General features: G+C 62.8%; 42 protein-coding genes and 1 other RNA gene. 14 read left to right on the forward strand and 29 right to left on the reverse strand.

The genetic code is table 11. The annotated features are described in order from the left end of the window. The 29 genes from JYJ84_RS07385 to JYJ84_RS07525 form a co-directional block, all read right to left on the reverse strand. A partial coding sequence (locus JYJ84_RS07385; RefSeq protein WP_205189147.1) for a phage tail tape measure protein occupies window positions 1–1,540 on the reverse strand: 1,540 nt, incomplete at its 3' end. A gap of 48 nt (window positions 1,541–1,588) precedes the next feature. Beyond that, window positions 1,589–2,143 carry a phage tail assembly protein gene (locus JYJ84_RS07390; RefSeq protein ID WP_006484197.1) on the reverse strand — a complete coding sequence of 185 codons (555 nt, stop codon included), beginning with the start codon at window positions 2,141–2,143 and terminating at the stop codon, window positions 1,589–1,591. Window positions 2,144–2,225: 82 nt separating this feature from the next. Further along, entirely contained in the window at window positions 2,226–2,597 is a 372-nt protein-coding gene (locus tag JYJ84_RS07395; protein WP_012492578.1) for a hypothetical protein, read from the reverse strand. A gap of 45 nt (window positions 2,598–2,642) precedes the next feature. Next, a complete protein-coding gene (locus JYJ84_RS07400) occupies window positions 2,643–4,121 on the reverse strand; it encodes a phage tail protein (RefSeq protein WP_122946830.1) in 1,479 nt (492 codons plus the stop codon). A 43-nt stretch (window positions 4,122–4,164) separates the two neighbouring features. Further along, the gene (locus JYJ84_RS07405; RefSeq protein ID WP_006484122.1) at window positions 4,165–4,443 is read right to left on the reverse strand and encodes a hypothetical protein; all 279 of its coding nucleotides are present in this window, start codon (window positions 4,441–4,443) and stop codon (window positions 4,165–4,167) included. Next, window positions 4,427–5,029, reverse strand: coding sequence for a phage protein Gp37 (locus JYJ84_RS07410; protein ID WP_006484182.1), 603 nt, complete (start codon window positions 5,027–5,029; stop codon window positions 4,427–4,429). Before JYJ84_RS07410 ends, JYJ84_RS07405 begins: the two co-directional genes overlap by 17 nt. Beyond that, window positions 5,029–5,460 (reverse strand): phage virion morphogenesis protein, encoded by a 432-nt coding sequence (locus tag JYJ84_RS07415; protein WP_012492580.1) that lies wholly within the window; start codon window positions 5,458–5,460, stop codon window positions 5,029–5,031. Before JYJ84_RS07415 ends, JYJ84_RS07410 begins: the two co-directional genes overlap by 1 nt. After that, the gene (locus JYJ84_RS07420; protein WP_006484126.1) at window positions 5,457–5,960 is read right to left on the reverse strand and encodes a phage protein Gp36 family protein; all 504 of its coding nucleotides are present in this window, start codon (window positions 5,958–5,960) and stop codon (window positions 5,457–5,459) included. The genes JYJ84_RS07415 and JYJ84_RS07420 overlap by 4 nt, the downstream gene beginning before the upstream one ends. Beyond that, window positions 5,957–6,346 (reverse strand): hypothetical protein, encoded by a 390-nt coding sequence (locus JYJ84_RS07425; RefSeq protein ID WP_006484139.1) that lies wholly within the window; start codon window positions 6,344–6,346, stop codon window positions 5,957–5,959. The genes JYJ84_RS07420 and JYJ84_RS07425 overlap by 4 nt, the downstream gene beginning before the upstream one ends. A 74-nt stretch (window positions 6,347–6,420) precedes the next feature. Beyond that, window positions 6,421–7,368, reverse strand: a complete 948-nt coding sequence (locus JYJ84_RS07430; protein ID WP_006484206.1) for a hypothetical protein — start codon at window positions 7,366–7,368, stop codon at window positions 6,421–6,423. Between the two features lie 50 nt (window positions 7,369–7,418). Then, complete coding sequence (locus tag JYJ84_RS07435) at window positions 7,419–7,775, reverse strand: DUF2190 family protein (RefSeq protein WP_122946831.1); 357 nt, start codon at window positions 7,773–7,775, stop codon at window positions 7,419–7,421. Between the two features lie 45 nt (window positions 7,776–7,820). Next, window positions 7,821–8,966 carry a hypothetical protein gene (locus tag JYJ84_RS07440; protein ID WP_122946832.1) on the reverse strand — a complete coding sequence of 382 codons (1,146 nt, stop codon included), beginning with the start codon at window positions 8,964–8,966 and terminating at the stop codon, window positions 7,821–7,823. Window positions 8,967–9,179: 213 nt separating this feature from the next. Further along, on the reverse strand, window positions 9,180–9,578 hold the full coding sequence (locus JYJ84_RS07445) for a hypothetical protein (protein ID WP_006484119.1): 399 nt from the start codon (window positions 9,576–9,578) through the stop codon (window positions 9,180–9,182). Further along, window positions 9,575–10,015 carry a regulatory protein GemA gene (locus tag JYJ84_RS07450; RefSeq protein ID WP_122946833.1) on the reverse strand — a complete coding sequence of 147 codons (441 nt, stop codon included), beginning with the start codon at window positions 10,013–10,015 and terminating at the stop codon, window positions 9,575–9,577. Before JYJ84_RS07450 ends, JYJ84_RS07445 begins: the two co-directional genes overlap by 4 nt. A 1-nt stretch (window position 10,016) precedes the next feature. Then, complete coding sequence (locus tag JYJ84_RS07455) at window positions 10,017–10,340, reverse strand: hypothetical protein (RefSeq protein WP_122946834.1); 324 nt, start codon at window positions 10,338–10,340, stop codon at window positions 10,017–10,019. Then, window positions 10,337–10,504 (reverse strand): hypothetical protein, encoded by a 168-nt coding sequence (locus JYJ84_RS07460; protein WP_164462658.1) that lies wholly within the window; start codon window positions 10,502–10,504, stop codon window positions 10,337–10,339. The genes JYJ84_RS07455 and JYJ84_RS07460 overlap by 4 nt, the downstream gene beginning before the upstream one ends. After that, entirely contained in the window at window positions 10,501–11,115 is a 615-nt protein-coding gene (locus JYJ84_RS37635; protein WP_164462647.1) for a hypothetical protein, read from the reverse strand. The genes JYJ84_RS07460 and JYJ84_RS37635 overlap by 4 nt, the downstream gene beginning before the upstream one ends. Before the next feature lie 112 nt (window positions 11,116–11,227). Next, on the reverse strand, window positions 11,228–11,509 hold the full coding sequence (locus JYJ84_RS07470) for a host nuclease inhibitor protein (RefSeq protein ID WP_122946835.1): 282 nt from the start codon (window positions 11,507–11,509) through the stop codon (window positions 11,228–11,230). A 6-nt stretch (window positions 11,510–11,515) separates the two neighbouring features. Continuing rightward, window positions 11,516–11,583: hammerhead ribozyme type II (locus JYJ84_RS07475), an RNA gene on the reverse strand. Next, window positions 11,583–11,855, reverse strand: a complete 273-nt coding sequence (locus JYJ84_RS07480) for an HU family DNA-binding protein (protein WP_122946836.1) — start codon at window positions 11,853–11,855, stop codon at window positions 11,583–11,585. Before JYJ84_RS07480 ends, JYJ84_RS07475 begins: the two co-directional genes overlap by 1 nt. A 62-nt stretch (window positions 11,856–11,917) precedes the next feature. Then, window positions 11,918–12,310, reverse strand: coding sequence for a hypothetical protein (locus JYJ84_RS07485; RefSeq protein WP_006484203.1), 393 nt, complete (start codon window positions 12,308–12,310; stop codon window positions 11,918–11,920). A gap of 10 nt (window positions 12,311–12,320) precedes the next feature. Beyond that, window positions 12,321–12,947, reverse strand: a complete 627-nt coding sequence (locus JYJ84_RS07490) for a DUF3164 family protein (protein ID WP_122946837.1) — start codon at window positions 12,945–12,947, stop codon at window positions 12,321–12,323. Beyond that, window positions 12,944–13,489 (reverse strand): hypothetical protein, encoded by a 546-nt coding sequence (locus tag JYJ84_RS07495; RefSeq protein ID WP_240201841.1) that lies wholly within the window; start codon window positions 13,487–13,489, stop codon window positions 12,944–12,946. Before JYJ84_RS07495 ends, JYJ84_RS07490 begins: the two co-directional genes overlap by 4 nt. A 28-nt stretch (window positions 13,490–13,517) precedes the next feature. Next, a complete protein-coding gene (locus tag JYJ84_RS07500) occupies window positions 13,518–13,823 on the reverse strand; it encodes a hypothetical protein (RefSeq protein ID WP_122946839.1) in 306 nt (101 codons plus the stop codon). Next, window positions 13,820–14,008, reverse strand: a complete 189-nt coding sequence (locus tag JYJ84_RS07505) for a hypothetical protein (protein WP_006484199.1) — start codon at window positions 14,006–14,008, stop codon at window positions 13,820–13,822. The genes JYJ84_RS07500 and JYJ84_RS07505 overlap by 4 nt, the downstream gene beginning before the upstream one ends. A 7-nt stretch (window positions 14,009–14,015) precedes the next feature. Further along, complete coding sequence (locus tag JYJ84_RS07510) at window positions 14,016–15,008, reverse strand: AAA family ATPase (protein ID WP_006484208.1); 993 nt, start codon at window positions 15,006–15,008, stop codon at window positions 14,016–14,018. A 9-nt stretch (window positions 15,009–15,017) separates the two neighbouring features. Beyond that, the gene (locus JYJ84_RS07515) at window positions 15,018–16,613 is read right to left on the reverse strand and encodes a Mu transposase C-terminal domain-containing protein (RefSeq protein ID WP_236027301.1); all 1,596 of its coding nucleotides are present in this window, start codon (window positions 16,611–16,613) and stop codon (window positions 15,018–15,020) included. 70 nt (window positions 16,614–16,683) lie between these two features. Then, a complete protein-coding gene (locus JYJ84_RS07520; RefSeq protein ID WP_122946841.1) occupies window positions 16,684–17,730 on the reverse strand; it encodes a hypothetical protein in 1,047 nt (348 codons plus the stop codon). Continuing rightward, entirely contained in the window at window positions 17,727–17,918 is a 192-nt protein-coding gene (locus tag JYJ84_RS07525) for a DNA-binding protein (protein WP_122949497.1), read from the reverse strand. Before JYJ84_RS07525 ends, JYJ84_RS07520 begins: the two co-directional genes overlap by 4 nt. Before the next feature lie 64 nt (window positions 17,919–17,982). On the opposite strand from JYJ84_RS07525, the gene JYJ84_RS07530 reads away from it, so the two are divergent. The 14 genes from JYJ84_RS07530 to JYJ84_RS07595 all read left to right on the forward strand — a co-directional run bounded on the left by JYJ84_RS07530 (window position 17,983) and on the right by JYJ84_RS07595 (window position 26,789). Beyond that, a complete protein-coding gene (locus JYJ84_RS07530) occupies window positions 17,983–18,483 on the forward strand; it encodes a helix-turn-helix domain-containing protein (RefSeq protein WP_122946842.1) in 501 nt (166 codons plus the stop codon). A gap of 43 nt (window positions 18,484–18,526) precedes the next feature. Continuing rightward, window positions 18,527–19,066 (forward strand): hypothetical protein, encoded by a 540-nt coding sequence (locus JYJ84_RS07535; RefSeq protein WP_122949498.1) that lies wholly within the window; start codon window positions 18,527–18,529, stop codon window positions 19,064–19,066. After that, window positions 19,059–19,403 (forward strand): hypothetical protein, encoded by a 345-nt coding sequence (locus JYJ84_RS07540; RefSeq protein WP_164462659.1) that lies wholly within the window; start codon window positions 19,059–19,061, stop codon window positions 19,401–19,403. The genes JYJ84_RS07535 and JYJ84_RS07540 overlap by 8 nt, the downstream gene beginning before the upstream one ends. 139 nt (window positions 19,404–19,542) lie before the next feature. Beyond that, window positions 19,543–19,860: a putative holin gene (locus JYJ84_RS07545; RefSeq protein WP_122949499.1), complete on the forward strand. Its 318-nt coding sequence runs from the start codon at window positions 19,543–19,545 to the stop codon at window positions 19,858–19,860. After that, the gene (locus tag JYJ84_RS07550) at window positions 19,857–20,528 is read left to right on the forward strand and encodes a lytic transglycosylase domain-containing protein (RefSeq protein ID WP_122946844.1); all 672 of its coding nucleotides are present in this window, start codon (window positions 19,857–19,859) and stop codon (window positions 20,526–20,528) included. The genes JYJ84_RS07545 and JYJ84_RS07550 overlap by 4 nt, the downstream gene beginning before the upstream one ends. Then, window positions 20,525–20,986: a hypothetical protein gene (locus JYJ84_RS07555; protein WP_122946845.1), complete on the forward strand. Its 462-nt coding sequence runs from the start codon at window positions 20,525–20,527 to the stop codon at window positions 20,984–20,986. The genes JYJ84_RS07550 and JYJ84_RS07555 overlap by 4 nt, the downstream gene beginning before the upstream one ends. After that, complete coding sequence (locus tag JYJ84_RS07560; RefSeq protein ID WP_006484200.1) at window positions 20,958–21,101, forward strand: hypothetical protein; 144 nt, start codon at window positions 20,958–20,960, stop codon at window positions 21,099–21,101. The genes JYJ84_RS07555 and JYJ84_RS07560 overlap by 29 nt, the downstream gene beginning before the upstream one ends. Window positions 21,102–21,135: 34 nt before the next feature. Beyond that, a complete protein-coding gene (locus JYJ84_RS07565) occupies window positions 21,136–21,315 on the forward strand; it encodes a TraR/DksA C4-type zinc finger protein (RefSeq protein ID WP_227743248.1) in 180 nt (59 codons plus the stop codon). An 11-nt stretch (window positions 21,316–21,326) separates the two neighbouring features. Beyond that, a complete protein-coding gene (locus tag JYJ84_RS07570; RefSeq protein WP_227743223.1) occupies window positions 21,327–21,602 on the forward strand; it encodes a hypothetical protein in 276 nt (91 codons plus the stop codon). A 3-nt stretch (window positions 21,603–21,605) separates the two neighbouring features. Further along, complete coding sequence (locus tag JYJ84_RS07575) at window positions 21,606–22,103, forward strand: DUF1804 family protein (RefSeq protein WP_122946846.1); 498 nt, start codon at window positions 21,606–21,608, stop codon at window positions 22,101–22,103. Between the two features lie 6 nt (window positions 22,104–22,109). After that, complete coding sequence (gene terL / locus JYJ84_RS07580) at window positions 22,110–23,726, forward strand: phage terminase large subunit (protein WP_006484219.1); 1,617 nt, start codon at window positions 22,110–22,112, stop codon at window positions 23,724–23,726. Beyond that, window positions 23,716–25,251 carry a DUF935 family protein gene (locus tag JYJ84_RS07585; protein ID WP_006484142.1) on the forward strand — a complete coding sequence of 512 codons (1,536 nt, stop codon included), beginning with the start codon at window positions 23,716–23,718 and terminating at the stop codon, window positions 25,249–25,251. Before terL ends, JYJ84_RS07585 begins: the two co-directional genes overlap by 11 nt. A 44-nt stretch (window positions 25,252–25,295) precedes the next feature. Further along, window positions 25,296–25,556, forward strand: coding sequence for a hypothetical protein (locus JYJ84_RS07590; RefSeq protein ID WP_006484136.1), 261 nt, complete (start codon window positions 25,296–25,298; stop codon window positions 25,554–25,556). Next, window positions 25,557–26,789 carry a phage minor head protein gene (locus tag JYJ84_RS07595; RefSeq protein WP_122946847.1) on the forward strand — a complete coding sequence of 411 codons (1,233 nt, stop codon included), beginning with the start codon at window positions 25,557–25,559 and terminating at the stop codon, window positions 26,787–26,789. Window positions 26,790–26,951: the final 162 nt, after the last annotated feature.

Consider the following 26,951-nt stretch of genomic DNA (forward strand, 5'->3'; position numbering starts at 1 on the left):
GTGCCAGTTGCGTCGCGCTGGTCAGAACCGACTTCAGCGGACCATCGATCTGCTCGAACACGCGACTACGCGACATGTCTGCTTCGTTGGCCACTTGCTGTGCTTTGTAGCCTGCGCGATCCGAGACGACAGCAAAGTTGGAGTCGACGGCTTGGCCGGAATCAGCTCGTACTTTCGACAACACATCCTTGATGTAGTCCGGATTCTGCATGACGGCCACCATAGCCATCGTGGCCTCGCGATCCTGAATTACCTGGCCGAACGCAGAGCCCTGCAGGATGTCCGCCATTGCGCGGTATGTGGCTTTTTTGTCTTCGCCAGTCTGTGTTGCGGCCTTTGCCCGCAACTTCATGTAGTCGGGATTCTTCTCGACGAACTGGCGCCCGAAGTCGATGAACGCCGAAACCGGATCAAAGCCGCGCTCACGCGCTCGGGCAAGTGATTTTGGCAAATTGATGCCGGCCCGAGCAAAATCCTTTTCCGTATCGGCGCTGTTGATCTTCAACAGCAAGTTGAGGAAGTTGTTTCCGCCTTCGTCTGGACTGCCGGCGGTGATGACCGATGCTTGAGCGTACGAAAGAATACGCTCGAAGTCCGGTAGTCCGCGCATCCCAAGCTTGCCGCTCGACGCCGCCATCAGCTTCGGAAGCCATTTGCTCATGTCACGCAGCTCGAAGCCCCCAGCCTGGCCGGCCACGACCGCTTTCGAGAGAGCCCCGCGAACTTCTGCGACGCTCAAGCCGAAAGTCTGCATGCCTCGAATTGCGATCTGTGCGAGTTCGGTAACGTCAGCGTTGGCGGCCGTCGCGGCCTTTTGCAGGTCGGGCAACATCGTCATCGCGTCGTTGATGTTGACCGTCCCCGACGCGATCATCTTGTCGAGCGCGTCTGCTGCCGAATCGCGGCTGCCGCCGCCTTGCTGAACCGCTCGATTGATCGCTGATTCGAGCGTTTGCATACCAGAAACGCGACCTGCAAGCGATCTCTCTGGATACGCGACATTGACCATATCCGCGAGGCGCTTATCGAACTCGACGGGACGTTTCAGCGTAGCGACAGCAGCTGCGCCGCCAGCAGCCGTCCCGGCCGCAATCGTGCCGGCCGTCTGTCCGGCGCGCGCCAACACCGCCGCCATGCGATCGGCATCGCGGCGGATATCGTTCATCCGGCGCGCCACGCTGCCCAGGTAGCGAAACGTTCGGTCGAGCGACGACGAGCTGCCCAACCGGGCGAGTGCGCTGTCGGCACGCTGCGTTGCCGCTGTAACGCTGCCGAGCGCCCCGGTGGTTCGATTCGCCGCGGTCGTCACGTTGTTCAATCCGGACTGCATCTTGCGCGCATCCGCGTCGACCTTGCTGGCGTTGGTCTTCGCACCGATTTTCTCGATGGACTTCTCGGTCTTCTGCGCTGCCTTGTCCGTGTTCGTCAGTGCGGTCGTCTGACGCTTGCTGGCCTGCTCGACGGCGCGCGCATTCTCGGCCGCTCGCCGCTTCAAATCGCCGGTCAGGTTGATGATGTACCGCAGAGTCATGCTGCTCATCGTCTCTTCCTCGCTTCAGCGCGCTGGGCCTTATGCAGTCGTTCCAGGTCAGCGGCTTGCGCCATCAGCTGCACCTTGGGCATCTCGCGCAGCGAAGTCAGCGAGCATCGAAGGGCCAGACTGAGTTGCCGCGCCAGCGTCTCCCAGTTCTGCAGCCTGGCCCTCGGATCGCGGGCCGGCGCTCTCCGAATTGGTCGAGTCGGCGAGCATCGAATCGAACGCATCCTTCGTGATCAGGCCGTGGCGATACTGGGCGGCCAAATCCACCAGCACGCAGCGCTCTTCGATTCGCGCAAGGTCGAGCGGTGACAGGCGCCCGAACATTTCCAGCGTCAGCAGCTCGAGCTGGATGTCGTCCAGGCCGGCGCACTGGAAGCGTTCGCAATGCCGCATCGTCAGCGCGATGCGATAAAGATCGTCCGACACCAACAGCGTCGGCTTGCCCTTCACGTCGACGACGCGCTCGGCCAACTGCATCGCGACATACTCGTCGGCAACGGTCGTCTCGCGAAGGCGCACGGTGCGATAGCGCACCTCTTTGTCGCCGACCTGCGAACGCAGACCGTCGACCAACGTGATGACATGAATGTCCTGTTTGTTCATGGTGGGAATCTCAGAAATGGTAGGTCTGAATGCGCCGAAGGCAGGAAAAATCCTGCCTCCGAGGTGAGACTTCAGCAGATCGTTACAGCCACTGGAACGGCGTGAGCACCGCGAACTGGACGTCGACCGGCCCGGTGCCGATCTCGCCCATGCTCATGAACGAGCACTTGCCGGCCCGCACGCGCCGACCGGTATGCAGGTTCGTCATCACGATCTGGGCTTCGCAGACCTTGCTGACGTCGTCGGGCGTCTTCGCGCCCGTGAACTGCAGCTTCATCTTGATGAGGCGCTGCACGCGCTTACGCGTCGTGTAGTCCTGGCCGTTCGAGGATGGCGAGATGTCACGCTCGAAACCAGCCGCGCCCTCGATCGTCGCGCTGTCGTCGGTGAACGGCCATTCCTCGCCGTCGACGGTGAAGCTGTCCACCCGGAAAAGTTCGCTATCGCAAGCCATGTTTCACTCCGTTGAATATCGAAAAATGCGGAAAACGCTGACCGATCAGACGTGGCCGGCGACGAACTCGCTCGTGATTTCCGTCTGGTAGTGCTGCGTGACAAGCACGGGCTGGTCGATGATCTTCAGCTTGCCGTTCGTGCCGTCGACCTCGACCTGCATCGTCTGCTTGTAGTACTCCATGTTCTGGAACAGGCCGGCCGAGATGAACTGCTCGTAGTTGTTGAGCATGATGTCGGTGCCCAGCGAGGCGGTCATGATCTTCTGGCCGGGGATCGGATCGACCATGTACTCCGCCAGCTTGTAGCCGCGATAGCGCGTCTGGAACACGTTCACGGTGAACCAGCGGAAGTACGACAGCGTCTTGACCCAGTTCAGATTGCGCCAGCTCTTGTCGTTGGCGCCGCCCGAGTTCTTCGTGTAGTTCGTCACCATGCGCAGGATGTTCGCGGTGCCGTCTTCCATCGACTCCAGCACGGAGCCACCTGCGACGAGCATGTTGTTGCGCTGCTCGACCTCCCAGTCATCCTCAAGACGCGCGGCCACGTAGCCGGTCAGCGCCACGCCCGTGAACGGCAATGCAGGGTCGGTGGCGCAATGGCTCTCGATGGCTGCAGCTGCGGCCGCTGCGGTTTCCCACGGGTTGGTCAGGTCGCGCGTGACGCAGATCGTGTGGCACATCGGACTGTTGCGCGGCGACAGCCATGCGGACACTTCGCCTTCGGTGCCGCGTACGACGGTCACGGCCTGGCCGTCCTTCATGTTGTCGAACTCCCAGCGGCGATTCAGCTCTTCCTCCAGGATGCCCATGTTCGTGCTGTCGGTGTACGGCATCGCATACTCGGTCGGCGCGATCCCCTTGATGGCGGGAATGACCGGCGTGATGTCCGGATTCACCGCGCCACCGGAGAACGGCGTGATCGTCAGACCGACGCCGAGCGGCACCGAGTCGTCGGCGTAGTACGTACCGCGCATGTCGATGCTGTTGCCCGTCGCTCCCTTCCAGCGGCAGGTCAGTGCGATTTCACCAGCAGCAGCGCCGACGGCCGCCGTAACCGGAAGAGCAGGAATCGCGTTGATCGCGTTGACCATCTTCAGGGCGGCCGTTTGCGCGGTGTCGTTCACGGTGACGCCGATGCGTACGCGAGTGCCGCCGATATACAGCGGCAGCTCGCCGGCCGAATGTTCGCCGGCAATCGTGATCGTGGCCTTGCCCGTTGCTGCGATCGCGGTAGCGTCGTCGGCGACGATCACGACGTCGATCGGGATGCCCAGGTCGGCGTTGCTCTTCGCCATGCGCCACATCGCAAGCAGCATCGAACCTTCGCCCAACAGCGCGATGGCGTCGGACTCGCTGGTGATGCGATGGCGCTTCGTGATGTCGACAACGGCGGGCGGATGGGCCTGGCCGATCAGCAGCACGCTACGCGGCATACCGACCAGGCCGCGAATTGCCTTGCTGGCATCGAATTTGTGTGCGACGAACGGCACGAGAAAGTTGACGGAAAGCAGGTTCGGCAGCATGTCGAATGTCCCTTAAATGGTCGTTGAAAGTGCGTTTGGCCCGTTATTGCGCGTCGGCCTGACGGATCAGGTCTTCATCGTCCAGCAGCCGCAGGATGCGCGGGTTGACGGTGGCCGGCATCGCATCGGTCTCGCTGTAGACGCCGCCGAACTCGCGGTTGACGACGTGGCGACCAGGGCCGGCCACAACCGTAATCAACTGCCCCATACGCGGCGCGGGCATGCTCTTCGAGCTGGTCGTCGTCACGGCAACGTCGTAATCGGTCGCCACGTCACCGGTTGCATCGGCGACACCTGCGCCGGTCTTAGGTTTCACTGCCATATCTCACTCCCTTGATTTCATGCTCGACGATCAGATCGGGCAGTTCGCCCGGCGTGGTCTGCGGCGCGATGGTCGGATCGCTCGTGATGTCGACCACTTCCAGCTCCGGCAGATCGGCGGTTGCCGGAACGCCTTCGAACTCGGCTTCCTGCCACCACGCAACCATCCAGACCGTCAGCCCCTTGGCGTCGAGCTTCCGGTTGTATAGGTTCTCGGCCATCAGCCCTTCGGGTCGACCGGTGCATTGCGGATAGACCCATGACTGGAACACGCGTGACAGCACTTCGGCGCGGACCATCGCGTCGCGCATGCGCTGCGGCCGCGTTGCACTCTTCGTGACAATGAAGACCGCGAAGCGCGCTTCCCACACGTACTTGCTGCCCAGGTACTTCCCACTGGCTGGCGACTTGCGCCATCCCAGGCACGTCGTGAAAGCGGCCGGTGCAACAAACGACTTCGACGACACTTCCTCTTCGTCAAACTGGCCGCCGTAGTCCTCGACCGTCTTGAACTGCGATCCCATGCGCGCCCGGATTTCATCCTTCATCGCGTCGAGAATCGCCGTGGACATCAGTGCGTGCGCCATCACATCATCCTCACCGCGTCGAGCAGCATGTCGCCGATCACGTTGGCGTCGCGCTCGTTAACACCAAGCACAGGCCGGGCATCGATGTGCACCGAATGATCGCGACCAGCATCGCCGCCTTCATGCTGGATGCGGGCATACACAACGTTGCTGCCGATTTCGAGCCCACCGCTGACCAGGCGATAGACGTAGCTCTTGTAGAGCCGGGTCGTATCGATCAGCGTCTTCCCACCACGCGCAGTCGCCGCGCGCGACTGCGGCATGGCCGAACCGTCCCAAAGCTGCTGATAGTCGAAGCGATCCTGAATCTGACCGAGCATGTATTCGCCAATGTCCTGGCGAACACGATCGAACGTCGCGCCACCGATTGCAGCCAGGTGACGACGGATCGAACTGTCGTCGAATGCCCATTGCACCGAAACGCCGTTCATTTCCCGTACCTATCCCAGTTGTAGGCGCTCGGCACCTTGCCCCACAGCACGCGGCGGCCGCTCGCGGCGGGCGGCGGCAGCAGCCGCACCTTGCCGGTCGAAACGTCGCGCAGCCAATCGTTCCAGTACTTGCAGCGCTTTTCCTGCTGCTCGGTTGCGTTGTCCGGATCGTCCTGCAGCGAACAGCGCGTGAGCGACAGGCAGCAGGTTTTCAGCGGCGTCTGGTCGATGTCGGCCTGGTCCAGCGGGAGCCGCACATTGGCGCGCAGATAGCCATCCATGAACCGGCTGGACTGCGCCAGCATGGAAGTCAGGCGGGCCATCGCCTGGTCACACGTAGCACGCTCATCGTCGGTGCGATCGGGCGCGTACTCGCCGGCGACGCCTTCGCGCAGCAGCTCGGGCGTGAGCAGCTCGCTTTCCTCATCACGCAGCAGTTGGCTGGTTTCTTCCAGGCCGAACTCCTGCACGTACTCGGTCAGCGTGGCGTACGCGCTCATTTGCGGCCCTTCGAGGCGGCACCGCGCTTCGCAGCAGGCTGCGTCGCGCTGGTCTTCGCCGACTTCGTGGCGGGCGGAGCGACGGGGCCTTTCGCGGCTTCGCTCACCGGCTCTTTCGTGCCTTCGCCACCTTGCGGGGCACCTTCACTCCCAGCCGACGTGCTCGACTGGGAAGCGTCCATCGCGGTGCCGGAACTGGTGTCGGCTTCGAGCTGCGAACCGTTGCCGGCCGTCCGATCTCCGCCTGTGGCACCGACTTCGCGCAGCACGCCGCTGCGCACCAGGTCGCGGACGTGATCGGGGTGCGCGTCAACGAACGCACCCACAGCACGCGACTTGCGATGAATCCGAACGGGCTCCAGCACTTCATAGGTTTTCTCGCTCATGATCTCTCCTGCCTGCACCCGGCCGACGCCGCACATCCACGTCGGCCGGGGTCGCTGGCGCTCTCTCGCGGTTGTTATGCCGGCGTGATGACGTCTTTCAGGAAGAAACCCAGCTCCGGCGCGCAGACGATTTCCTTGACGGATTCGCCAACACGCACGCGGCGACCGCCACGCAGGCCGATGCGGTCGTCGAACTGGGCACCCGCGATACGCGTGCCGTACTCGGCCGTGAAGCCGAACGTCACGTTGGCGCCGTCGACCACGCCCGCGACCTTGGCCGCTGCGGTGTCCTGGTACAGCAGCGACATGCCACCGCTCCAGGCCGGCGCGATCTTGGCCTGCTGGCCCGGCTTCGACAGGTTCACGCGAGCGCGGCCGACCAGAATCTGGTCAATTTCCAGCAGCTCGGCGACCTGCTCGCGCGTGGCCGCGCCCTTGTCGCCAGCATTGCCGTGAACTGCCTTCGCGATCACCGGATGCGTGCGCAGCGCGCGCCACTCCGACTGACCGAGCACCGCGACGTTCGGGCGCATGATCGGGCGGTCGAGCACGTCGAGCAGGAATTCCAGCGGATCGCTGTTCGGGTTGTCGAAACGATCGGTTGCCGCGACGTTCTCCGCATTGCCCTTGTACGTCGCCGGATCGAAGACCGTACGGGACACACGAATTTCGCGATCCAGCAGGATCAGGCCGGCCAGCATCTCGGTCGTGAGCGCTTCGAGGCTGGTGTTGTTCGGCGCGTTGTCGATGTCGGTCTGCGGCAGCGGATGATCCAGGCCGTAGTCTTCGGTTTCGGCCTGCAGGCGCTCGCCGTTGAACTCGACCTGGTTGACCTGCGAGCGACGGCCGACCTTCGTGTCCGGAACAGTGAACTGCTGGGCCGGCGGGTAGTACTGGTATGCGAACTGCGTTTTCGCGAGCGGCGACGTACGCGGCAGAACTTGATCGGCGATCATCGCCTGGTTGCGCACGATCACTGCAATGGCGGTCAACTGCGGATCGATCGGAAACGGACTGGGCATGGATAGCTCCGGTATAGAGTGATTCGAGGGGTGGCCGGTTATCGTCGCGATCAGCGACCGATGAGCACCGAGCCGATGTCGCCGACAACGCCGCTCAGCAGCGCTTCGCCGATCGATGCATCACCTGTAGCGGCCGGGATGGCTCGGCCCTGGGCGTCGGCCTTGATACGGTCGCCACGCGTGACGGCCGCGCCGTACATCACCGGCGTCGGGCCGAGCAGCACGACGTCGATGCGCTCGCCCGCAGCCGCGCCAACGTCGGTCGTGGCGCCCAGCAGCTTTTCGCCAGCCGCGCCGGTCGGCGCCGTTGCGTGATCGTCCGCGTCGCCGTATGCGGCGAGCAGATGCGCGCCGAGCGCGGCGGATGCGACGTAGTTCGCAACCAGAATGCGTTTGTTGGTCAGCATGTGAATCCTCTGTCAGGGTGTCGGTAAAAGGCGTTGCAGCGAGCGTCAGCCCTTGCTGACATGCAGTACGGCGTCGGCGTACGACACCGTGATGCCCTTGTCGGACTGGCTCTTCATGAACTCGGTGGCCGCGTTCGCGATCGCCTGCGGGTCGGTGGCATCGGTCTGTGCGTCGCCGATGTCGCGCTGGCCCAGCTTCACGACCGGCGCGCGTGCCGACATGAACTCGGCGAACCACTGCGCGGGCGTCTTCTTCACGGTGCCGTTGCTGGCGGCGAATTCGAACGACTGGCCGCCGGCTTCAATCTGCGCCATGAACTCGGCCAGGCCGGACTGTTCGGCGGGCAGCACGCGGCCTTCCTTGACCCAGCCAGCGATCTGCGTCGAGATGCGTTCGGCGCGGCGCTCGCTTTCGATGGAAGCAGCACGGGCATCGGCTTCGGTGATGCGCTGGCTGAATTCAGCGGTTGCGGCTTCGCGGCCTTGGTTCATGCCTTCCTGGCGCGCGCGGTCCAGGTCTTGCTGCGTGATGGTCACGTCGTTACCTCCGGGGTGAGAAAAAGCGGAAGCTGCGACGACGGGCTCAACGTCGTTTGCCGCACGCGCAGCTTCTTCGATGGAATCGATCTGCCAGTTGGGCACCACGGCATCGGCCACGTCCTGGCCACGGTCGCCGATCAGCCATTCGCGAACACCACGGAACAGGCGGGCAGCCGTTTCAAGCCCCCAACCGAGCTGCGTGACACCGGGCGCGGCAAACTCGAAATACTCCTGGCCGTCGGCGAACTCGACCGGCCGCAGGCCGTCGATCGCGGGGGCGACTGCGCCGAGCCAGCCGACATGGCGCACGCGCCAGCCGCGCTGCTGGTCCTTGAACACGGACACGGAACGGTTGCGGTACGCGCCGGACTCGACGCCGGCTTCGAACTGCGGGTTGATGTCTTCGAAGCGTGCGAACAGCAGATCGCCGTCGCGCTTCAGCTCAGCCGTCCATGCATAGGCCGGATCGTTGTGCTTCGGATGACCGAGCACGGCGGGCGCTGCGCCCAACGCGTGATTCGCGACCATCTGGTCGAGATCGGCGCGCGAGAAGCTGATTGGTCGCCCGTCAGCTGCAACATGGTTGCCGGCGCGAAACACCTCGATCCAGTTGGCGAGGCCCTTGGCTTGGGGAGAAGTGGTCGTGTCCATGCCTCGCAGTCTGCGGGGCGCGGATCAGGAAAAAATGGTGAACCATTTCACAAGCAAATGGTTCTCTGTGACGATCTGGGAGGGCGACGGATTTAAACGGCCTAGGAGCCGTTGGCGGGGTCGGACGACCGTAGAGTCGTCCAACAGGTCATCAGCGGTTTTTGATGACGTTTCAGCGCTTTTTGAAAAGGGTCTGGCTGGAGGGAGCGGCGATCACTCGAACAGGTCGCCGCTGGACGGTTCTGCGGGATGCTCGCCGAGAATCTGGAACACGCGGCGCATCGTGTACCCGGTGCGGATCGCGATCTGGTCTACCGTGAGGCGTTCCATGCGGAGCTGGCGAACGATCTGATGGCGTTGCTGGCGCGTCACGGCGTCCTTCTTCGGCAGCATGACAGTCTCGCCGCCGAAGCGCTCGACAAGGGCAACGAACGCGACCGGGCCAATGTGCTCGACCAGCATGTGCTGCGGATCGACGCGCTTGGGCACCGACAGGTACGCGCCGCCGCGCCAGTCGATCAGCGCGAACGCAGCCGCCTCACCAACGCAGTCGATGAGTTCGCGCAGCAACTCGGGCAGCGCAGCACGGTTGATGAGGGGCGGCGTATTCATGCGGTCGTTTCGGCATCAGGTTGCACGCGAAGCAACCATTTCTTCGCGGCTTCGATCAGATACTGCAGCTGGTCGGCGCGAGCGAAGCGCAGCGCGGCAAGCGTCGGGATACGGCCTGTCGCCCACGACTCCAACGCTTCGGCCGTGTTCACGCGCACCGCGCCGCACGCCGCGAGCTGCTCCCACAACGCGGACAGCTTGCGCAGCTGCGGTTCGTTCCATGCACCAGCAACGGCCTGCGGCTTCATCGAGTCGAGCAGCTTGTGCAGCCGTGCATGTGCCTCGCGACGTTGCTTGGCCGACAGCTCGGTGGCCGAGCGCACGCCGAAGTGCGCCAGCAGCCAATCCTTGTACTGGTCTTCGCTCATGCCGGCCTTCATCGCCTTCAGGCGGACCATCTGGCTGTCGCGCTTCGACGGATCTGTAGACAGCGCCATGTCAGCGGGCCTCCGCTTTACGTCGCAGGTGCTCGAGTAACACGCGGGCTTGGGCAGCGTTCGCAAACATCGACGAGAGGTGCGGCTTGTTTTGCTCGACGTACGCGACGGCGGCTGCGAATGCCGCATCCCGCGTGCGGCCCGTCCCGACCGGTGCGCCGGACAGCAGGTGCGTGACGGTCCAGCCGACGGTTCGCCCCCATGTGTCGCAGTCCGCGTGCATGCCGAACGAAGCGTCGGTGTATGGCAGTCGAATGCTATCGCCGCGCACGGTTTCCACTTCGTCGCCGTCGACGACCTCATAGAAGATTTTTACGTCCGTCACAGCGTCGCTCCCCGCGAGGTTTCAGTGGGCACGGTGCACACGAGCGGATCGGCACCGAAGTAGATGCGAACGTGGCCGATGCCCAAGCCGTCGAGCAGCATGGCCGCGACGACCGCAGCGCCAACGGCAGACAGCGCGATCACGACGTAACGAACTTGCATCATCGTGCCTCCTGCGCGGCAGACAGCAACGATTCGAGTGCGAGCACGTGACGCTCGCCAGCAACGTGGCCCGCGCACGCGCCGAGCGCGAACTCGATGGCAGCACGCTGGTCGTCGGTCAACGCCACGAAACGCTCCAGTTCGTGATCGATGCAGGTCAGGCACACGTAGCCACCCATCCAGTCGATCCGAAGCGGCGTGTGCTTGTGCTCGCCACACGACGCGCAATTCGTCGCCTGCGTACTAGCGTAGGTATGTGCCTCGCGTGCATCGGAATGCGCGCCAACGTTCATCGCACTTGCAATTTCCGTAGCAATTGCCTCGCTCGACGCAACGGCAAGCTTTGCCCCGCCTTGCCAGAGCTCCGTCCCGTGCGTGATCGTGCGAACGAAGCGCCCTGACGTGATACTCGGCTCACACGCATCGAACTGTACTGCCGCGAATGCCGCCTCATACATCACATCGGGGCTGTTACCGCCGTCGTTCTCTTTCGCGTACTGGCGGGCAGCTGACACCATCGCCTCACGCATGCGCGGCGTCAGTCGGGATGGCATTGCCTTGGTGTCAGTGGACGATACCGCGCGCTGATCGACACGGGAAGACAGCAGCGTCATCGCCTGCTGCAGCACCGAGTATTGCCACGCTGGCAGATTCGGGTTCTCGCCGATTCGAAACAGGTCAGCGGCGACCTGCTGCGGCGTGCGCTTCGATGTCGTCGACGTTTCGTTAAACATTGGCGCACTCCAAGAAGAGCTGAACGCCCCGATGCGGGCGGCTGTTCAGCCATTTCAACCATGCGGCAAGCGCGTCGCCTTTTGCATCTTCATCGGACGCTTCGGGTACGCCAGGTACAAGCAGCGATTTGTTGTCGTGCGCCAGTCGCGCGGTCGCACCCATGAGGCGATCGACAGCCGCGCGCGCCCCATACGCGACTCCGATTGCACCGTCCGGCACCTTGGCACCGAACTCGATCAGGCCAGTGGCCCAGCAGTACGCATAGATTTTCATATTTGTCCTCGGCTGCATCATCAGTACCCGGCCACCACGCCGGATAGACACCCGCTTGCGCGGGCGTTTCGCATCAGTTCACGGCGTCTTTCAGTGCCTTGCCGGGCTTGAACTTCACGGCCTTGCTGGCGGCGATCTGGATCGACTCGCCCGTCGCCGGGTTGCGGCCCGTGCGCGCTTCGCGTGCCGACACGGCAAAGGTGCCGAAGCCCGACAGCGCCACGTCGCCGTCTTCCTGCAGGCCGAGCTGGATCGCGTTCAGCACGGCTTCGACGGATTGAGCGGCCTGGGCCTTCGTCAGCTCGGCGTTCTTCGCCACGGCGTCGATGAGTTGCGACTTGTTCATGAGGGTGTTTCTCCTGGTTGAGGTAGGTAGCCGCGAAGCGCTCGCGGCGGGCGTTACTGCAATCAGACGTACGACGGCGTGCGGTTCCAGCCGATCAGGTTTCCGGTGAACGGCAGGCCGTACCGGTCGGCGAAGTACGCCACCATGTCGCGCCAGCCGTCGAAGCCATCGGCGCGGGCCAGCGCTTCCGCATCAAGCTCGTCCAGCAACCGCGCGCCGACGAACACCTGCGGCACACGGTCGCCGAGCGGCGGCAGAATCTGGATGTCCGACACGTATTCGCAGACTTCCTGCGCGATGATCCGAGCGCGCGGCGAGCGCTGCTCGACGTACATGCGCAGCACGTCGCCGGGCTCCGGGTCGCGGCCATCCGCACGTTTCGCACGGATGGTGTGTGGCTTGTAGCCGCCGGTTATCAGCGGCTCAAACTGCAGCTGGAAGTTGAGCAGGTGCATGGCCGGCCCCTCACAGCGACGCGAAGTCGAGGCTGATGGGCGTGTACTGCTCGCTGCCCTCGACGCGCTCGTAGAAGCGCATGTACGTCTTCGTGCCGACGACCTGCACCGACTCGCCGATCGCCTGCATGGCGCGTTGCCACTTGTCGTCCGTGATCTCCAGGCGGCGCAGCGCGAGTACGCGGCCGACGTTGATCTTGCCTTCCTTGTCCGTCTCGAACGCCTGCTGCACCAGCACCTGGATCTTCGGATCGCTGCCGCGTGCCCATTCGTTGATGCACTCGTCGATGAGGGTCTTCGCCGCCTGCAGGCGCTCGTCGAACGACATGTTCTCCGCGCGCTGGATGACGACCTTCAGCGCACCGTCAAACGAATGCAGCGTCACGTTGCCCTTGGCCCCGCCGATCTTCACGTCGTACTTGTCGGCCGACAGCGAAATGAATGCGTTGGCGTCGCCGAATGCGCGTTCCTTCAGCTTGCGCAACGCAGCCTGCTGCGCCTTCACGGCGACGATCAGCTCGCGCACCAGGCCATCGCGCTCCAGGTCGATGTCGCGGATCGTGGCTTCCGGCACCAGGTGGCCCCGCGCGTTCTTGCGGTAGCCGGCCGGAATGATTTCAATCGTCTGTTCGGTCATGATGGTTTCCTTGGTTTCAGGTTCAGTTGTTGGCGGATGTGTGCGGGCATTTCAGCTTTCGGCAGCGTGGCGTCGACGTGTATCGGGCCGGGCTCGGGCGGCACTGGTGTTCGCCGCTCTTCGACCGTTCCAGTGCCGGACACGCCACGCAGCTGCGCTTCTCGGGCATCCTCGACTCGGCCAGCCGCGCGGGCGCTTCGGCTGGCCATCACCGATCGAAGCCAACCGTGCGACTTCAGGGGCAAATCGAGCTTCCCGGCGTGCGCCTGGTCGACGGCGTATGCCAGCGCCGCCGCCCAGGTGTCGATCGGTGCCGCGTACGTGGTCCCGTTCCAGCTCACCTGTGCCGCGCGCATTTCGGGCACCAGCTCGCGCATCAGCGCAGCCATGCGGCCCCATGCCATCTGCGACTTGCGCGGCCCGAACAGGCCGAGATAGCGCAGCAGCGGCTTGACCAGCGTTTCGCCGGCCGGGTGAATGTCGGCGAGCGCCATCACGATGTCGCGCATGCTGTCGTCGGCCAGGATCACGTCCAGGCTCATGCGGGCACGGCAGTTCGGGCAAACGACTTCAGGAAGCGGCATTGCTGCCTCCCGTACGCTCGACGGCGGTGTCCTGCAGGCGACGGTAAAGCGCGCGCCGCTGATTCGCATACGCGCCCTGGAGCAACGTGAAGTTCGTCTGCGTGCGGTCCAGCTCACGGCGCATCCAATCGAGGTCACGCGCCGCACGCCGCTCGTCGCGATCAATGCGGCGCAGCTGGCACTGCGTGCGAACACGCACGACCAGGCGGCGCAGCTCGGCACGCACGCGACGCAGGCCCGACAGCAGCTCGGCCAGCACCGGCCCGGCAGTCAGATTGCGCAGGCGCTTCATGCCGTCACCTCGCTGGCTGTACGCGGCTGGAACGTCAGCCACGCCGAGAATGCGGCGGCTTCGCCGGAAGGCGCACCGTTCGCGAGCGCGTCGAGGAACGGTCGCGCATAGCGTCCCGTGGCACGCACGGTGGTACGACCGGCCGTGTGGCGGATCGTGATGTGGGAATCGGTTTGATTCGTCATGATGGCCTCACGCGTTGCGCTGGTCGCCGAGCAGCAGCGCGTCGCGTGCGACCGCGTGCACCAGATCGGCCGACAGATCGTGGTTCTTCTTCAGGCCGTAGTCGCGCAGCGCCGGAATAAAGTTCTCGATGAGCATCCGGGCCGAGCCGCGGCAGTAGTGCCAGAGTGCGTCCAGCACTTCGCCGGACAGCTCGCCCTGGTCATCCAGCGCAGCCTGCGCCAGCGCGTCGGCATCCTCGCGCGAGACACCGCGAACGACCTGCGGCCAGAAACCGACGCGCGAGCGGATTTGATCGAATTGACCGTAGCTGGGCTTGATGAGCTGCAGCAGCCGATCGGTGCCGACCAGGACGATACCGATGCCGGCCTTGTCGCGAATGCGGCGCAGGTAGTGCAGGCAGCTCGGCATCATCGTTTCGGCTTCGTCCACGATGATGAGGTACGTGGTGCCGGTCAGTGCCTCGGTGATCGACGCGAACTTGGCATCGAGCGTGCGCGCCATCGGGGCCGACGATGCCGTCAGCAGCTCATCGAGCATCACGGCTGGCGACATGTTCGGGTTGGCTTCGATGATGATGGTGTGGCTGTTCTGTTCCTTGTATTGGCGCACGGCGTCCGTCTTGCCAACACCAACGAAGCCCGTCAACACGCCGAAATTGCGGTACTTCCGGGCGCGGTCGCACACGACATTTGCGAGCTGCGACACGCTCGTCTGGACGTGCGGCATCGTGTTGATCGTCGCGCGACCGGTGTACGTCGACAGCGCATCGGACATCATGCGCAGCCACTTCGTCGGCTCGGTCGTGTACTTGCCGTTCAGCACCGTGGACATGGTGCCGACGTTGACGCGCGACAGGCGCGAGAGCCACGAGCGCGTCTTTCCGATCTCGGCGAGCTGCGCCACGATGGCGGCTGCTTCGGCCCGGTTCGCTTCGCTGTAGTGCTCGGGCCACTCGACCGGAACGGCCACGGCGTTGTCATTTTGGTTCTTCGAAGTCATGGTCACTCCTTATTCGTTGTCGAGCAGGTCGATCACGATGCCCTTGCCAGGGCGATCCAGATCGATGACGGGTTGGACGTTGAGGTCCGGCAGGTGGGCAAGCTGTTCGTCGACGGTGATGCTGTCCTGGGCACGAGCGCGCGCTTCGTCGGCCTTGCGTTCCAGGCGCTTGACCTGGCCTTGCAGACGCTTTTCGCGCTGCTCTTCCAAGCGCGACTGCGGTACGACACCGATAGTGCGAACGATCGCGGCCTGGCACACGAACCGGTCTTTCGCGTCGTACAGCCACACCGTACGGTCGTCGTGCAGGTCGTATTCGATCGTCAGCGACTTGCCGTCGTACAGCGCCAGCTCGGCCGCGTAGTACTGGCGCTTGTGCAGCTCGACCATCTGGCGGCGCACGGTGCGTTTCTCGCGCGGTCGGACGATCGCTTCGGCGGACAGCACGACCGAATTGCGTTCGAGCGACGCCCATACCTGGGCCGGCGTGCGACCGTCCAGCACGTCCATCGGCGTGTGGTTGTATTCGTGGATGAAGTTCGCCAGGCTGGCCATGTACTCGGCCAGTGACGGCAGGCGACGCTTGCCCGAACGCACCTCGACGGACAGACGGCGATTCACCTCGGCGGCCATGTCGTTGCCGCAGTAGAACTGCCCGCCCGCGAAGAACTTGTCGTGATGGTCACGCACGGTGCGAAACCAGCGTTCGATCCAGCCCTTGCCGTGTGGATTGCCCGGCAGCGCGCCGATCACGTCCATTTCGAAACGTGCGTAGAAACCCGTCGCCTGGTCGTTCAGCATCTTGGCGCGATAGCCTGCGCCACGGTCCAGGTAGAGAAACAGCGGCAGGTGGTCATAGGTCTGCATCGCGTGCGACAGCGCAAACACGGTCGAGAGCGCCGATTCGGACTCGGACAGATACCAGCCCGGCACGTACCGCGAACGAATGTCGATGAACGCCGTCAGCTCCGGCCGGAACAGACCGCCCGTATTCGGATGCGCCACGTAGCAATCGCTGGTGTGGCCGTCGCCCGCGTAGATGTCGCCCACCTTGATCTGTTCGAGCGTGCGCGGCTGGTACTTCTGGTGCCGCAGCTTGTGCAGGTGTTTGCCGACGCGGGCCGGGCTGTTCTCGCCGAGCGTCGCCGGCAGCGACTTCAAGTAACGCGTCACGCGCGAGTCGGTCGCAGTGTCAAATCCCTCTTTGCGCAGCTTCAGCGCGACCGCTGCGTAGGTCGGCTTGCTCGGCAGGTTGTACAGAGCGGTCGCGCGCAGCTCCCAGCCGTAATCCTTGCGCACGCGGCCGGTATGGGCCGACAGCAGGCCCACCTTGCCTTCGCGGCGATAGCCGGACAGCCAGCGCTTGAGCGTGGACACGGACGGCACCTCACCCAGGCGTGCCAGCAGTTGCTTTTGCACGGCCGAATCGGTGTCGCGCAAGCGCTCGGCCAGCAGCGCCGCAACGTTGTTGACGCTGGCGCCGGCCTGGATCAGCTGCACGCCGGGGCCGATCAACTGGAAGCGCAGCTCAGCCGTCTGCCGCTGCGCTTCGGTGGCGATCAGCCACGGATCGCTGTTGAGCGCAGCCGGAACTTGGCTGGTCATGATGTCGGATTTCAAGAGTACAGATCGCATATCGCACCTGGTCGGGCGGTAGTCGGTCGGGTGGATGGGGTTACTTCGTCGGGGCGGTGCGCGGACGGCCGCGTCGCGGGCGCTCCATTTCGCGTTCCCACTCGCGCGCCTTGGCCTCGTGGTCGTGCTCCTGGATCAGCGCGCGATATTCGAGCGCGCAGCGTGTGGCCTCATCCGGCGAGAACGTATCGAGCACAGACTGTTCGCCGTTCAGCAACGCGCCGAAGCTGCGGTGCATGTCGGCGATCTGGCCGCCAATGACCGCATGCAACGCCGTGAGCGAGCCGTACAGGTGCCGGATGACGGGGGTGTTCCACTCGGAATCGTCGGGCAGACCGTTCGTCAGAAACTCGCGGCCGAGCCGGCCGATGTCCTCGACCGCCATCAGCGCTTTCTTGTGCAGGGCTGCGCATTCCAGGCGAATGTCCTGGACGACGACCGGAACGTCACCACCGGTCTTGACGCGCCCTTCGCGCAGCACGCGCAGCTCTTCCTGCAGGCGGTCGCGCTCGCGCTCCAGCTTCTCGTTACGGGTGGAAAGGTCAGTCCGCTTCGCGTTCGCATCGCGCAGTGCGACGCGCAGATCGCGCACGGACAGCGCGGTCAGCTCGCCGAATTTCGCGTCATCTTCGAACAGGTCTTGCAGGACTTCGGGGTCGGCCTTCGCCAGTTCCAGCACCTTCGTTTTCGGCAGTTCGATGACGCGATCGCGGTCATCGGGCGACAGCGACGCCGCGAATTTCGCGTAGGTCATCGCTTCGCTTGCTCGCGGCTGCGGCATCCCATGCTCGGCGAGCAATTCGAGAAACCGGCCATGCTCGCATTCGGCACGAACGCTCAGCAGGACCAAACCGGCCTCGATTACCAAGCGCAGTGCGGAATTGGTCTTGCTGACGGCATTGTTAATGCGTTCGGCGTGGCCACCTGCGACCGAGATACCCAACGCTTCGGCGAGATTCGTTTCGGCGTCACCGAATCCAAAGTATCGAACGTTCGATACTTTGGTGTCGGAGACGAGCGCAGGGGCGGAATCCTGCACGGCGACGACTTCGGCGGGCTGCCGGGATTTTTTGGCGGAAGTGCTCATGCATCCACCTCCCCAGGCTTCTTCATGCCCAGGGCAACCGCTACATCATGCCCCTTGCCGTAGTTGGCTTTCTGGACGCCACGGATGACGCGCGAGACCAGCACGTAGTCGTAACCGTGCTCTTGCGCCCACTCTTTGATGGTCTTTCCCTGGTCGCGCAACTTGCGCTTGGCTTGCTCACCTGTCATATTGAACCCCATTCTTACGTCAATATAAGTACATCTGGGATTCATTATAGGAACATTTGGTTATATGTCAACACCTATCGGTACTCATGATCGCCTTCGCGAGGAGCGAATTCGTCTTGGATATAACCAAACGGACTTCGCATCCATAGCTGGAACGACGCAACGCTCTCAGACTGTGTACGAGACGGGAAAGCGATCGCCGGACCTCGCATACTTGGCCGCGATTGCGACGGTCGGCGCAGATGTTCAGTACATCGCGACCGGCAAACGGGCGATAGCAAACAGCGTCCCGGTTGATTCCATGGAAAAGGCGATCGCGACCGCCTTTGAGATGATCAAAACGTCCGGCGTAGACGTAACGTCCGGCCAATTCGTACAGATGGTAAAAACGCTTTTGCCCCAGCAGGTTAGCGATGAACCAGCGCCGCCACCGGCTACTGGTCCCGGATCAGGCTCCGGCAGTCCCTCTATGGGCCACGGCAACCTGATCGCGAGCGGGACCGGGATAACGCAGGTCGGCGGACGCGTCTCCATTTCTCGCGGGGGTAAAATGAAGTCCAATTGAAGTGCAAACGAAAGCAACTGAAGTCGAGAGGGAGCAGCGAAGGATGACCACGCCATCAGAAAAAGATGCTGCGTCGATTACTGCGATGGGCAGCAACATTATTCAGGTCTCAGGCGATTTGTCCGTGACCAACAACATCGTCATGCAACAACCGCACGCGGAGGTCGCCTCTGCGGCGAAGCTTTCGCGGCACGAGCGGGGTCAACTGACGGCATGGGCAGAAGAAGTCGTGACGGCCGAGCAAGGTAACGTTACGACCAAAATCGTCCGTGGAGCGCTAAACACCTACTTGGGCGTGAAGAGCGTTGATGAAATGACGTCCGATATGGTCCAGCGGGCCGCAGTATTTCTCAACGGATGGCGAAACTGTGCGTTCGGGCGTGAGTTGTCGTCGGATGCGATGGTCGCGCAAGTGTTGAGGATTTGGACAATCGTGCCGCACCTCAAAACCACCACCGTTGAATTCACACGGATGAATTTCAATAGAGAGGTGTTGCGCAGCATGACAGTATGGGAATTGCGGTCTACGCTCGCATTCGCAATGGCAAAGTGGCAATCGTATTGGGAAGCACGAAATGCATAATGCTCTGATGATTTTTCTTGTTGGCGCTCTGTCGATCCCGGTCGCGCAGACTGTCGCGGCAGCTCCGTCGCCGCAGACGTATTTGCCGAAGGCACTTGCTGGCGACTATCAGGCACAACGCAATCTTGCCTACACGTATGGGGCAGACCTGCGCGACTTTTCCAAAGCTTGCTCGTGGTATTTGTTAATTTTGCGGTCAGACAGTCCCAGCCTCAATATCGGCGATCTGTCGAATGCAGAGACCTATTGCGGGATGCTTTCCAAGCAGGATGAAAATGCCCGCTTAAAAGCGGAGCGTGAGGCGAACCAGTTGTATCGGAAGATTTATCAAAAATAGTACCCTCGCAAAGGGTAGAACCTTCCCCGGTTGGTGAAACATTTCATAAAGCCTGCTTGATCCCTAATCCGTAACCTGAAACCTCATCAGGTTACGGGTGCCGCCGTCGCGAGTGCACCCAGTTATTGGAGTGCTCCTCGTGAAGGTTTCCCGCCTTAAAACCCCGCGTCTTACTGTTTGGCTCGTCGCCAGCATCGTGCTGGCGATCCTCGCCTATACCACCCGTCAGTCCGATCCGCTGCTGTCCGTCACGTTTTACAAAGCACACCTCATGTCGCTTGGCGGCTGGGGCGGTTACTGGCTCGATCGCCTCATTTTCCCGTACGCGCGGCCGCACGAATTCCTGGACGAATGCGAGGTCGAGGGCAAATATTGCCTCGACGGCTTTCAGGGCGCGTCTCTTCGCCGAGCGATTATCGTCGCTGCCAGCCTGATTTGCGTGGGCCTCGCAGCATGATTCTCGATGCGATCCTGCGCGCGCTGCGCGACGACATTATCCGAACGCTTCGCGCGCTGGCCCTCTCTGTGGCCGCGATCGCAGTCCTGGTGATCGTCGCGCTGGTGCTTTCCGCGTCGGCCCACGCGCAGGTGCCCGCCGACGCCGCTCGTTATCGGCTCGATCTGCGGCGCCAGGCGCAGCTCGTCTGGGGGCTCGAAGCGCCGGTCGCAACGTTCGCCGGACAGATCCATCAGGAAAGCCGCTGGCGGGCCAACGCAAAGAGCCCGGTAGGTGCGGAAGGCTTGGCGCAGTTCATGCCGTCGACGGCAGGCTGGATCAGCGGTGCATATGCCGGCCTGCGCGACAACGATCCGTACAACCCGACCTGGGCGATGCGTGCATTGGTCACGTACGACAAGCACCTGTACGACCGAGTGAAGGCCGCGAACCCGTGCGAGCGCATGGCGTTCGCGTTGAGCGGCTACAACGGCGGCTTGGGATGGGTCTATAAGCGCCAGAAGCTGTCCACGTCACCGCAGTACTGCCTGGGCAAGACGTGTGACATCAATCCGGGCATCACGCCCGGCAACCAGCGCGAGAACGCCGACTATCCGCGCCGCATCCTGAAGCAACACGAACCGCTGTACGTTCGCGCTGGCTGGGGGATCGGGAGCTGCACACCATGATCGATCTTCCGGACCTTGACGTGCGCTACTTGCGCGCGATCGGCGCCGCAGTCGTGGTCGTCCTGGTCGCGACACACGGCGCCGCGTACTTCATCGGCCGCGCCAACGGGAAGAGCGCCGCGACGCGCGACAACGCGACGGCGGCGCAGCGCGCATACCAGGGCGACATCAAGCGGATCGACCGCGATATCAAACGCGGACAACAGGCCGGACAGCGCGCAGACGCGAGCGTCCAGCGCGTAGACCGCTACTTCCACCAGCTCGATGAGGATGCCCGTCATGACCCGCCTGCACCTGCTGACGATTGCGTGCTGCCTGATGTCCGCCTGCAGCGCTGGCGTACCGCCAACGCCGGACCCTTTGCGAGTGCCGCCGCCGCCCAATCTGACGCGAGCGCCGGACACGCTGCCGCAGCCGGCGAGCGGCCGCATGCCGGACCTGGAAGCGAACCACCGTGACGTTGCGCGGCTGTACTACGGCCTGGCAGCGCGGTTTTGTGGCGTGCTCGCGGCGATCGACTCGATGCCCAGTGGATGCGCGCCTTTTCTGTTGATGGATAACGATGATGAATGAACGCGAGTTCGAGCTGGCACAGCAAATCGAACAGATGCAGCGTGATGTAGCGATCGAACTTGCCCGCGCGCAGTGCCACGGCGCGGGCGCCGAAGAATGTGTCGAATGCGGCGAACCGATCCCCGCCGCTCGACGCGCATGCGTGCCATATGCGACACGCTGCACCGAATGCCAGGGACGGTTTGAGCAACGGAGAACGGGGTATCCGCGATGACTGGTAATGATTTGAACGACAAGCTGCTGCTGGCGCTGGGCAACATCCAGGGCGAGCTGCGCGGTATCCGCGAAATGGTGCAGCACGGTCAGCAGGCGACCAATCAACGTATCGACGATCTGAAACAGACCGTGTCCGATCGCATCGACGGTCTGGAAGATCGCGTGAAGACGCTGGAGGGCGATCACGGCAAGCTGATGGCGAAGACGGCTGGACTCGGCGGTGTAGCCGGTGGCGCGATGACGGCGCTGGTTGAAGTCGTGCGTTACTTCGCAACCAAGGGTTGACGCATGGCCCACGACCAAAAGGTCCGCAACCAGTTGCGTGCGAAATACCTGCAGGGCATGCCGCTGACGACGGCCGCAGACGTGTGCAAGGTGTCGTACCAGACCGCACGCAACTGGAAGCGCGCTTCGAAGGAGGCGGGCGACGATTGGGACATCGCGCGGTCGGCACAACGCATGTCCCGCACCAACATCGACAACATGACTAGCCAGGTCGTCGAGGAAATGTCGGTGCAGTTCCTTGCAACGCTCGAAGAGCTGAAGAACAACCAGAAGCTGCAGCCGGTGCAGAAGGCCGACATTCTCGCGCGCCTGTCCGACAGCTTCATCAAGACGGTGAACGCGGCCGGCCGCTCCAATCCGAAGCTCGCTACGCTGTCGATCTGCATGGATGTGCTGCGCGACTTCGCGTCGTTCGTCCAGACGAAGTATCCGAAAGAGCACGCGCGCTTCATTGCGTACCTGGAAGAGTTTGGCCAGGAAGTCGCGAAAAAATATTCCTGATCCACGATGGCAAAGAAATCCAACGCCGCCGAACAGTTCCTGAAGGAGCTGATGGCATTCACCGACGACCAGCGCCGCCTCATCGATGCCGCGTGCGACGGATTCGCGGTGGACGAAGACGCGCGCCTGGAGCGGCGTATGCGCGTGTTCTCGGGCGACTATCGCTTCTTCTTTCAGACCTACTTCCCGCACTACAGCAACGCGGTCGAATCATCCGTTTTTCACGACTGGTGCTTCGACAACCTGCCGCCGCGCATCGCCGCAAAGCAAGGCAAGCTCATCAATCTTTCGGCACCGCGCGGCGAAGCGAAATCAACGTTGGTTACGCAGGTTTTTACGTTGCTTTGCATCATCCGCCAGGCGAAGAAATTCATCCCGATCGTGATGGACAGCAGCGACCAGGCGCAGATGATGCTGGAGGCGATCAAGGTCGAGCTGACCGACAATCCGCGGCTCGCGATGGACTTTCCCGAACACGTCGGCAAGGGGCGCGTTTGGAACGTCGGCGTTGCGCTAACGGCAACCGACATCAAGCTGCAGGCGTTCGGCTCGGGCAAGCGGATGCGCGGTATTCGGCATGGCCCGTTTCGGCCTGACCTGGTGTTGCTCGACGACATCGAGAACGACGAGAACGTGCAGCAGAAGACCCAGCGCGACAAGCTTGAACGCTGGGTCAAAAAGGTCGTGATGCCGCTCGGTCCGCCGGACGGCTCGATGGACATCATCTACCTCAACACGATTCTGCATTACGACGGCGTGGCCAACCGCGTGCATCGCAGCCCGCTATGGGAGTCGCATAAATTCCGCGCCATCATCGAGTGGCCGAAGCGGCTGGATCTGTGGGAAAAGTGGGAAGAAGTATTCCTGAATGAAGGCGAGGAAGCATGCGACGCGTTCTATGCGCAGCGCAAGGCTGAAATGGACGATGGCGCTGTCGTATCGTGGCCGGCCATGCGCCCGCTGTTGCGCCTGATGAAGATTCGCGCGAACGATCACCACGCGTTCGATTGCGAATATCAGAACGATCCGACCAATAGCGAGAACGCGCCGTTCCAGAAGCTGGTGTACTGGGTGCATCCGTCCGACGCCTGGATTTTCTTCGGTGCACACGATCCGTCGATGGGCAAGCACAACAAGGGCCGTGACCCGTGTGCGTGCCTGGTCGGTGGCCTCAACCGCAAGACCGGTGTGCTCGATGTGGTGGAAGCGAAGATCGCACGCATGTTGCCCAACCTCCAGATCGAAACGATTATCGCGTTCCAGGAGCAATACGGTTGCCTGGTATGGGGCATCGAGATCATCCAGTTCCAGGAGTTCTTCAAGGATGTGCTGGTCGAACGTTCACAAAAGCGAATGATCCCGGTTCCGGCGCGCGGCATCCGCTCCAGCGACGACAAAGACCTGCGGATTCTGTCTCTTCAGCCGCACTGCGCGAACGGCACGGTTCGCCTGCACAAGAGCCAGACAGTGCTCGTCGAGCAGTTGACCCACTATCCGGAAGCCGATCACGACGACGGCCCGGACGCGTTGCATATGCTGTACATGCTGGCCTATTCCGGCCTCGGCTCGGTCATCCCACGAATCAAATCAGGCAAGCGAAAGGTATCCGTTTATGGTTCTTGATATCAAACGACTGGTTCGATCGGTGCGCGGCGTGTTCGGTCAGCAGGCCGCAGCAGCCGACACCGATCCTTATTTCTTCGGCCGGCTGCACATGCTGCCGAACCCAGACCCGGTGCTGCGCGCGATGGGCGTCGCCGACACGGTCTATGCCTCGATCATGGCCGATGCACACGTCATCGGCGAGATTCGATCGATTCGCGGCGAGTTTCGCGGTATGGACTATCGCGTCGTGACGTGGGCAGAAGATGACGCGAAAGCGCAGCAGGCGCGCGACCTGTGCGAGCGGTGGATGCAAGGTTTCAGGCCGAATGCGGTCGTGACCGACTGGCTGGAAATCATGTGGCAAATGCTCAGCGCGATTTTCACCGGCTACCGCGTCCACGAGCTGGTGTGGGATGCCTGGGAAGGCTTCGTCGTCCCGGTCAATGTGATCGATCGGCCGAATCGACGGTTCGGATTTGACGTCGACGCACAGCTGATGCTCAAGACGCGCGCAGAGCCGGTGGGCGCCGTAGTCGAAGATCCGTATCGATTCATTGTGTCCCGGCACGTAGCCACGATGTCGAATCCGTACGGTTCGCCGCTGCTGTCGGGGTGTTTCTGGCCGTGGACCTTCAAGACGGGCGGCTGGAAGTACTTCGTGAAATTCTGTGAGCGCCACGGCTTGCCGTGGCCGGTCGCGCGGTACGGGCTCGGCGCGTCGGAAGCCGAGCAGGATCAACTGGCGCAAGCGATCGAAGCGATGATCGACAGCGGCTATGCAGTCGTGCCGGAGGGCTCCAGTGTTGAATTGCTGGTCGCGAACACGTCGGGCTCGATGTTGCCGCAAGAATCGCTCATCAACGCGGCGAACCGCGAGATGTCGAAGTGCCTCACCGGTCAGGCGATGATCGCCGAGCTGCAGAACGTCGGTGCACGGGCCGCAACCGAAACGGCAATGAAGCGCCAGAGCGATATCAACGATTCCGACCGAGACATCGCGTCGGCGTCGATGTCGCAGATTTTCCGGTGGATCACGACGTTCAATTTTGGCGAGGACGTGCCGTCGCCCGAGCTGGAGTTTTTCCAGATCAACGCGGCAGGCAAGGATCGCGCGGAAACGTATCAGATCGCGGCGAATATGGGTGCGCGGCCGTCTCGCAAGGCGATGCTGGAGGAACTGAACATCCCGCAGGCCGCTGATGACGCTGACGCGCTTCTGCCCGCACCGAAGCAAGCGCCGGCTGCCGAATTCGCTGCTGCTGACGACGCCGTGCTGATCGAGTCGGCGCAGGCCGAGGACGTGCGCGTGCGATCGGCGGCCGACGCGGCGGATGCGGCGCTGGAAGCGGCTGTCATCGAGCCGATTGCGCGGATGCTCGACCAAGCCGAGCGCGACGGACGATCGCTGGCCGATATCCAGACCGAGTTGACGAAGCTCGTCGGCGAGATCGATAACGCCGAGCTGATCGGAGTCATGCGGCAGGCACTTCAATGGTCGTTCGCGCAGGGATACGTCGACCAGGATACGGAAGCGGCCGATTGAATGCCGTTCAAACACGTTTTATAGGGCCTTCAAAGGAGCCAACAATGTCGACTCTCACGGCAGAACAACACGACCTGCGCGACAAGATCGTGGCGCTTTCGGCAGCACTGAACACGCCGACCAGCTCGCCGCTAAAGCTGGCTTCCGAAATCATGGCTTTTGGCGCGTGCGCGCATCGCGCGAGCGACACCGACATGCCGATTCCGGACGAAGTACTGCTGGCACTGGATGACGATCTACGCCGACTTGCGCTGTCCGGCATCGTGCTGGTTCTGCTCGGCACGCTGCAGCAGGAAGGCGCGTAAATGGCTGTCCAACCGTTCGGCGTACAGGCCGAAAACGCGCTCGCCAACCTTCGCAGCAAGGTGCCGGTGGAAACCGAGCGCTGGAACGACATGCTCGGCTCGATGCATGCCACCCAGTTCACTGTTGCAGGCGCGCCGCTCGATGTGGTCAGGGATATCCACGCGTCGCTGGTACGTGCGATGGAATCCGGAACGACGCTCGCGCAGTTTCGCAAGGATTTCGATGAAACGGTCCAGCGTTCCGGTTGGACGTATCGCGGCAAGCGCGGTTGGCGCACTGAGCTGATTTACCGCGCGAACATGCATTCGGCGTACATGGCTGGCCGGTGGCAACAGATCGTCGAGAATGCCGATCGGCGCCCGTATCTCGAGTATCGCGCCGTGCTCGATAGTCACACTCGACCGCAGCATCGCGCCTGGAACGGCACGCTTCTGCCGGTCACGTCGGGTTTCTGGCGCACACACTATCCGCCGTGTGGTTGGGGTTGCCGGTGTACGACTCGCTCGTATTCCGAGGCCGAGATGAAGGCGGCGGGAAAACAGCCGTCGTATGAGCCGGACGTGCGCTATCGGCTGGTGACGAACGCGGATGGAGAGGTGACCGACCGCGTACCGGTCGGCATTGATCCTGGCTGGGATCACAACGTCGGCCAGTCGTGGCTCGGCCCCGACATGGCGCTCGGTCAGAAACTGGCGAGCCTGCCGGTCGACATGCAGAACAATGCCGTCATGAATTCGGTCGGGCTGGAGTACCGCGAAGCAATGGCGCAGCGCTGGCGCAACTGGCTCGACAAACCGGTGACGCCGCTGCAGCCGGCCGAACCTGTTGTCGTCGGATTCATGGAGGCGGAACTGCCTGCCGTCATCGCCCAGGCGTTTCCGACGTATACAACTGAGTCCCTGGTTGTGGTCGCACAGCCGGCGGTAGATGAGGCCGTTGCGCCAGCCGGCTACAAAGCGCCGCTGGCAAGCTGGCCGCGATCTTGGCTCAATCGGTTGCCTGCGTTGTTGTGGGATTACAAGGCGGTGCTGGTCGACACGGCGGATACCGGCGCGACGCCGCTGGTGATTCTGGTTCCGGACGGGAAAATCGGCGGCAAGGTTCCGGTGATTCGACTGCGCGTCGACCAGGTATCGGACGGCAACCAGAGCGGGACGGGTATCGAAGTGGGGACGATGGACGCCGCGGACGTGTCGTCGGCACGGTATCGGGTCGTCAGCGGGGCACTTTGACCGATCGATGGACGGGATTCGGGCGGGTGTTGGACGAATTTCTGCCTAAATCCGCCCCGATTTTTGGCAACTTTTGGGTCAAATTAAACGTCGATTGCCAATTCTGGGTTATCCACAGCCCGAACCCCGACAGACAAGGCTTTCCGGGCTTTTTTGGCCTTT

The organism is Burkholderia sp. LMG 13014, assembly GCF_905232215.1.
Taxonomy (GTDB): Bacteria; Pseudomonadota; Gammaproteobacteria; order Burkholderiales; family Burkholderiaceae; genus Burkholderia.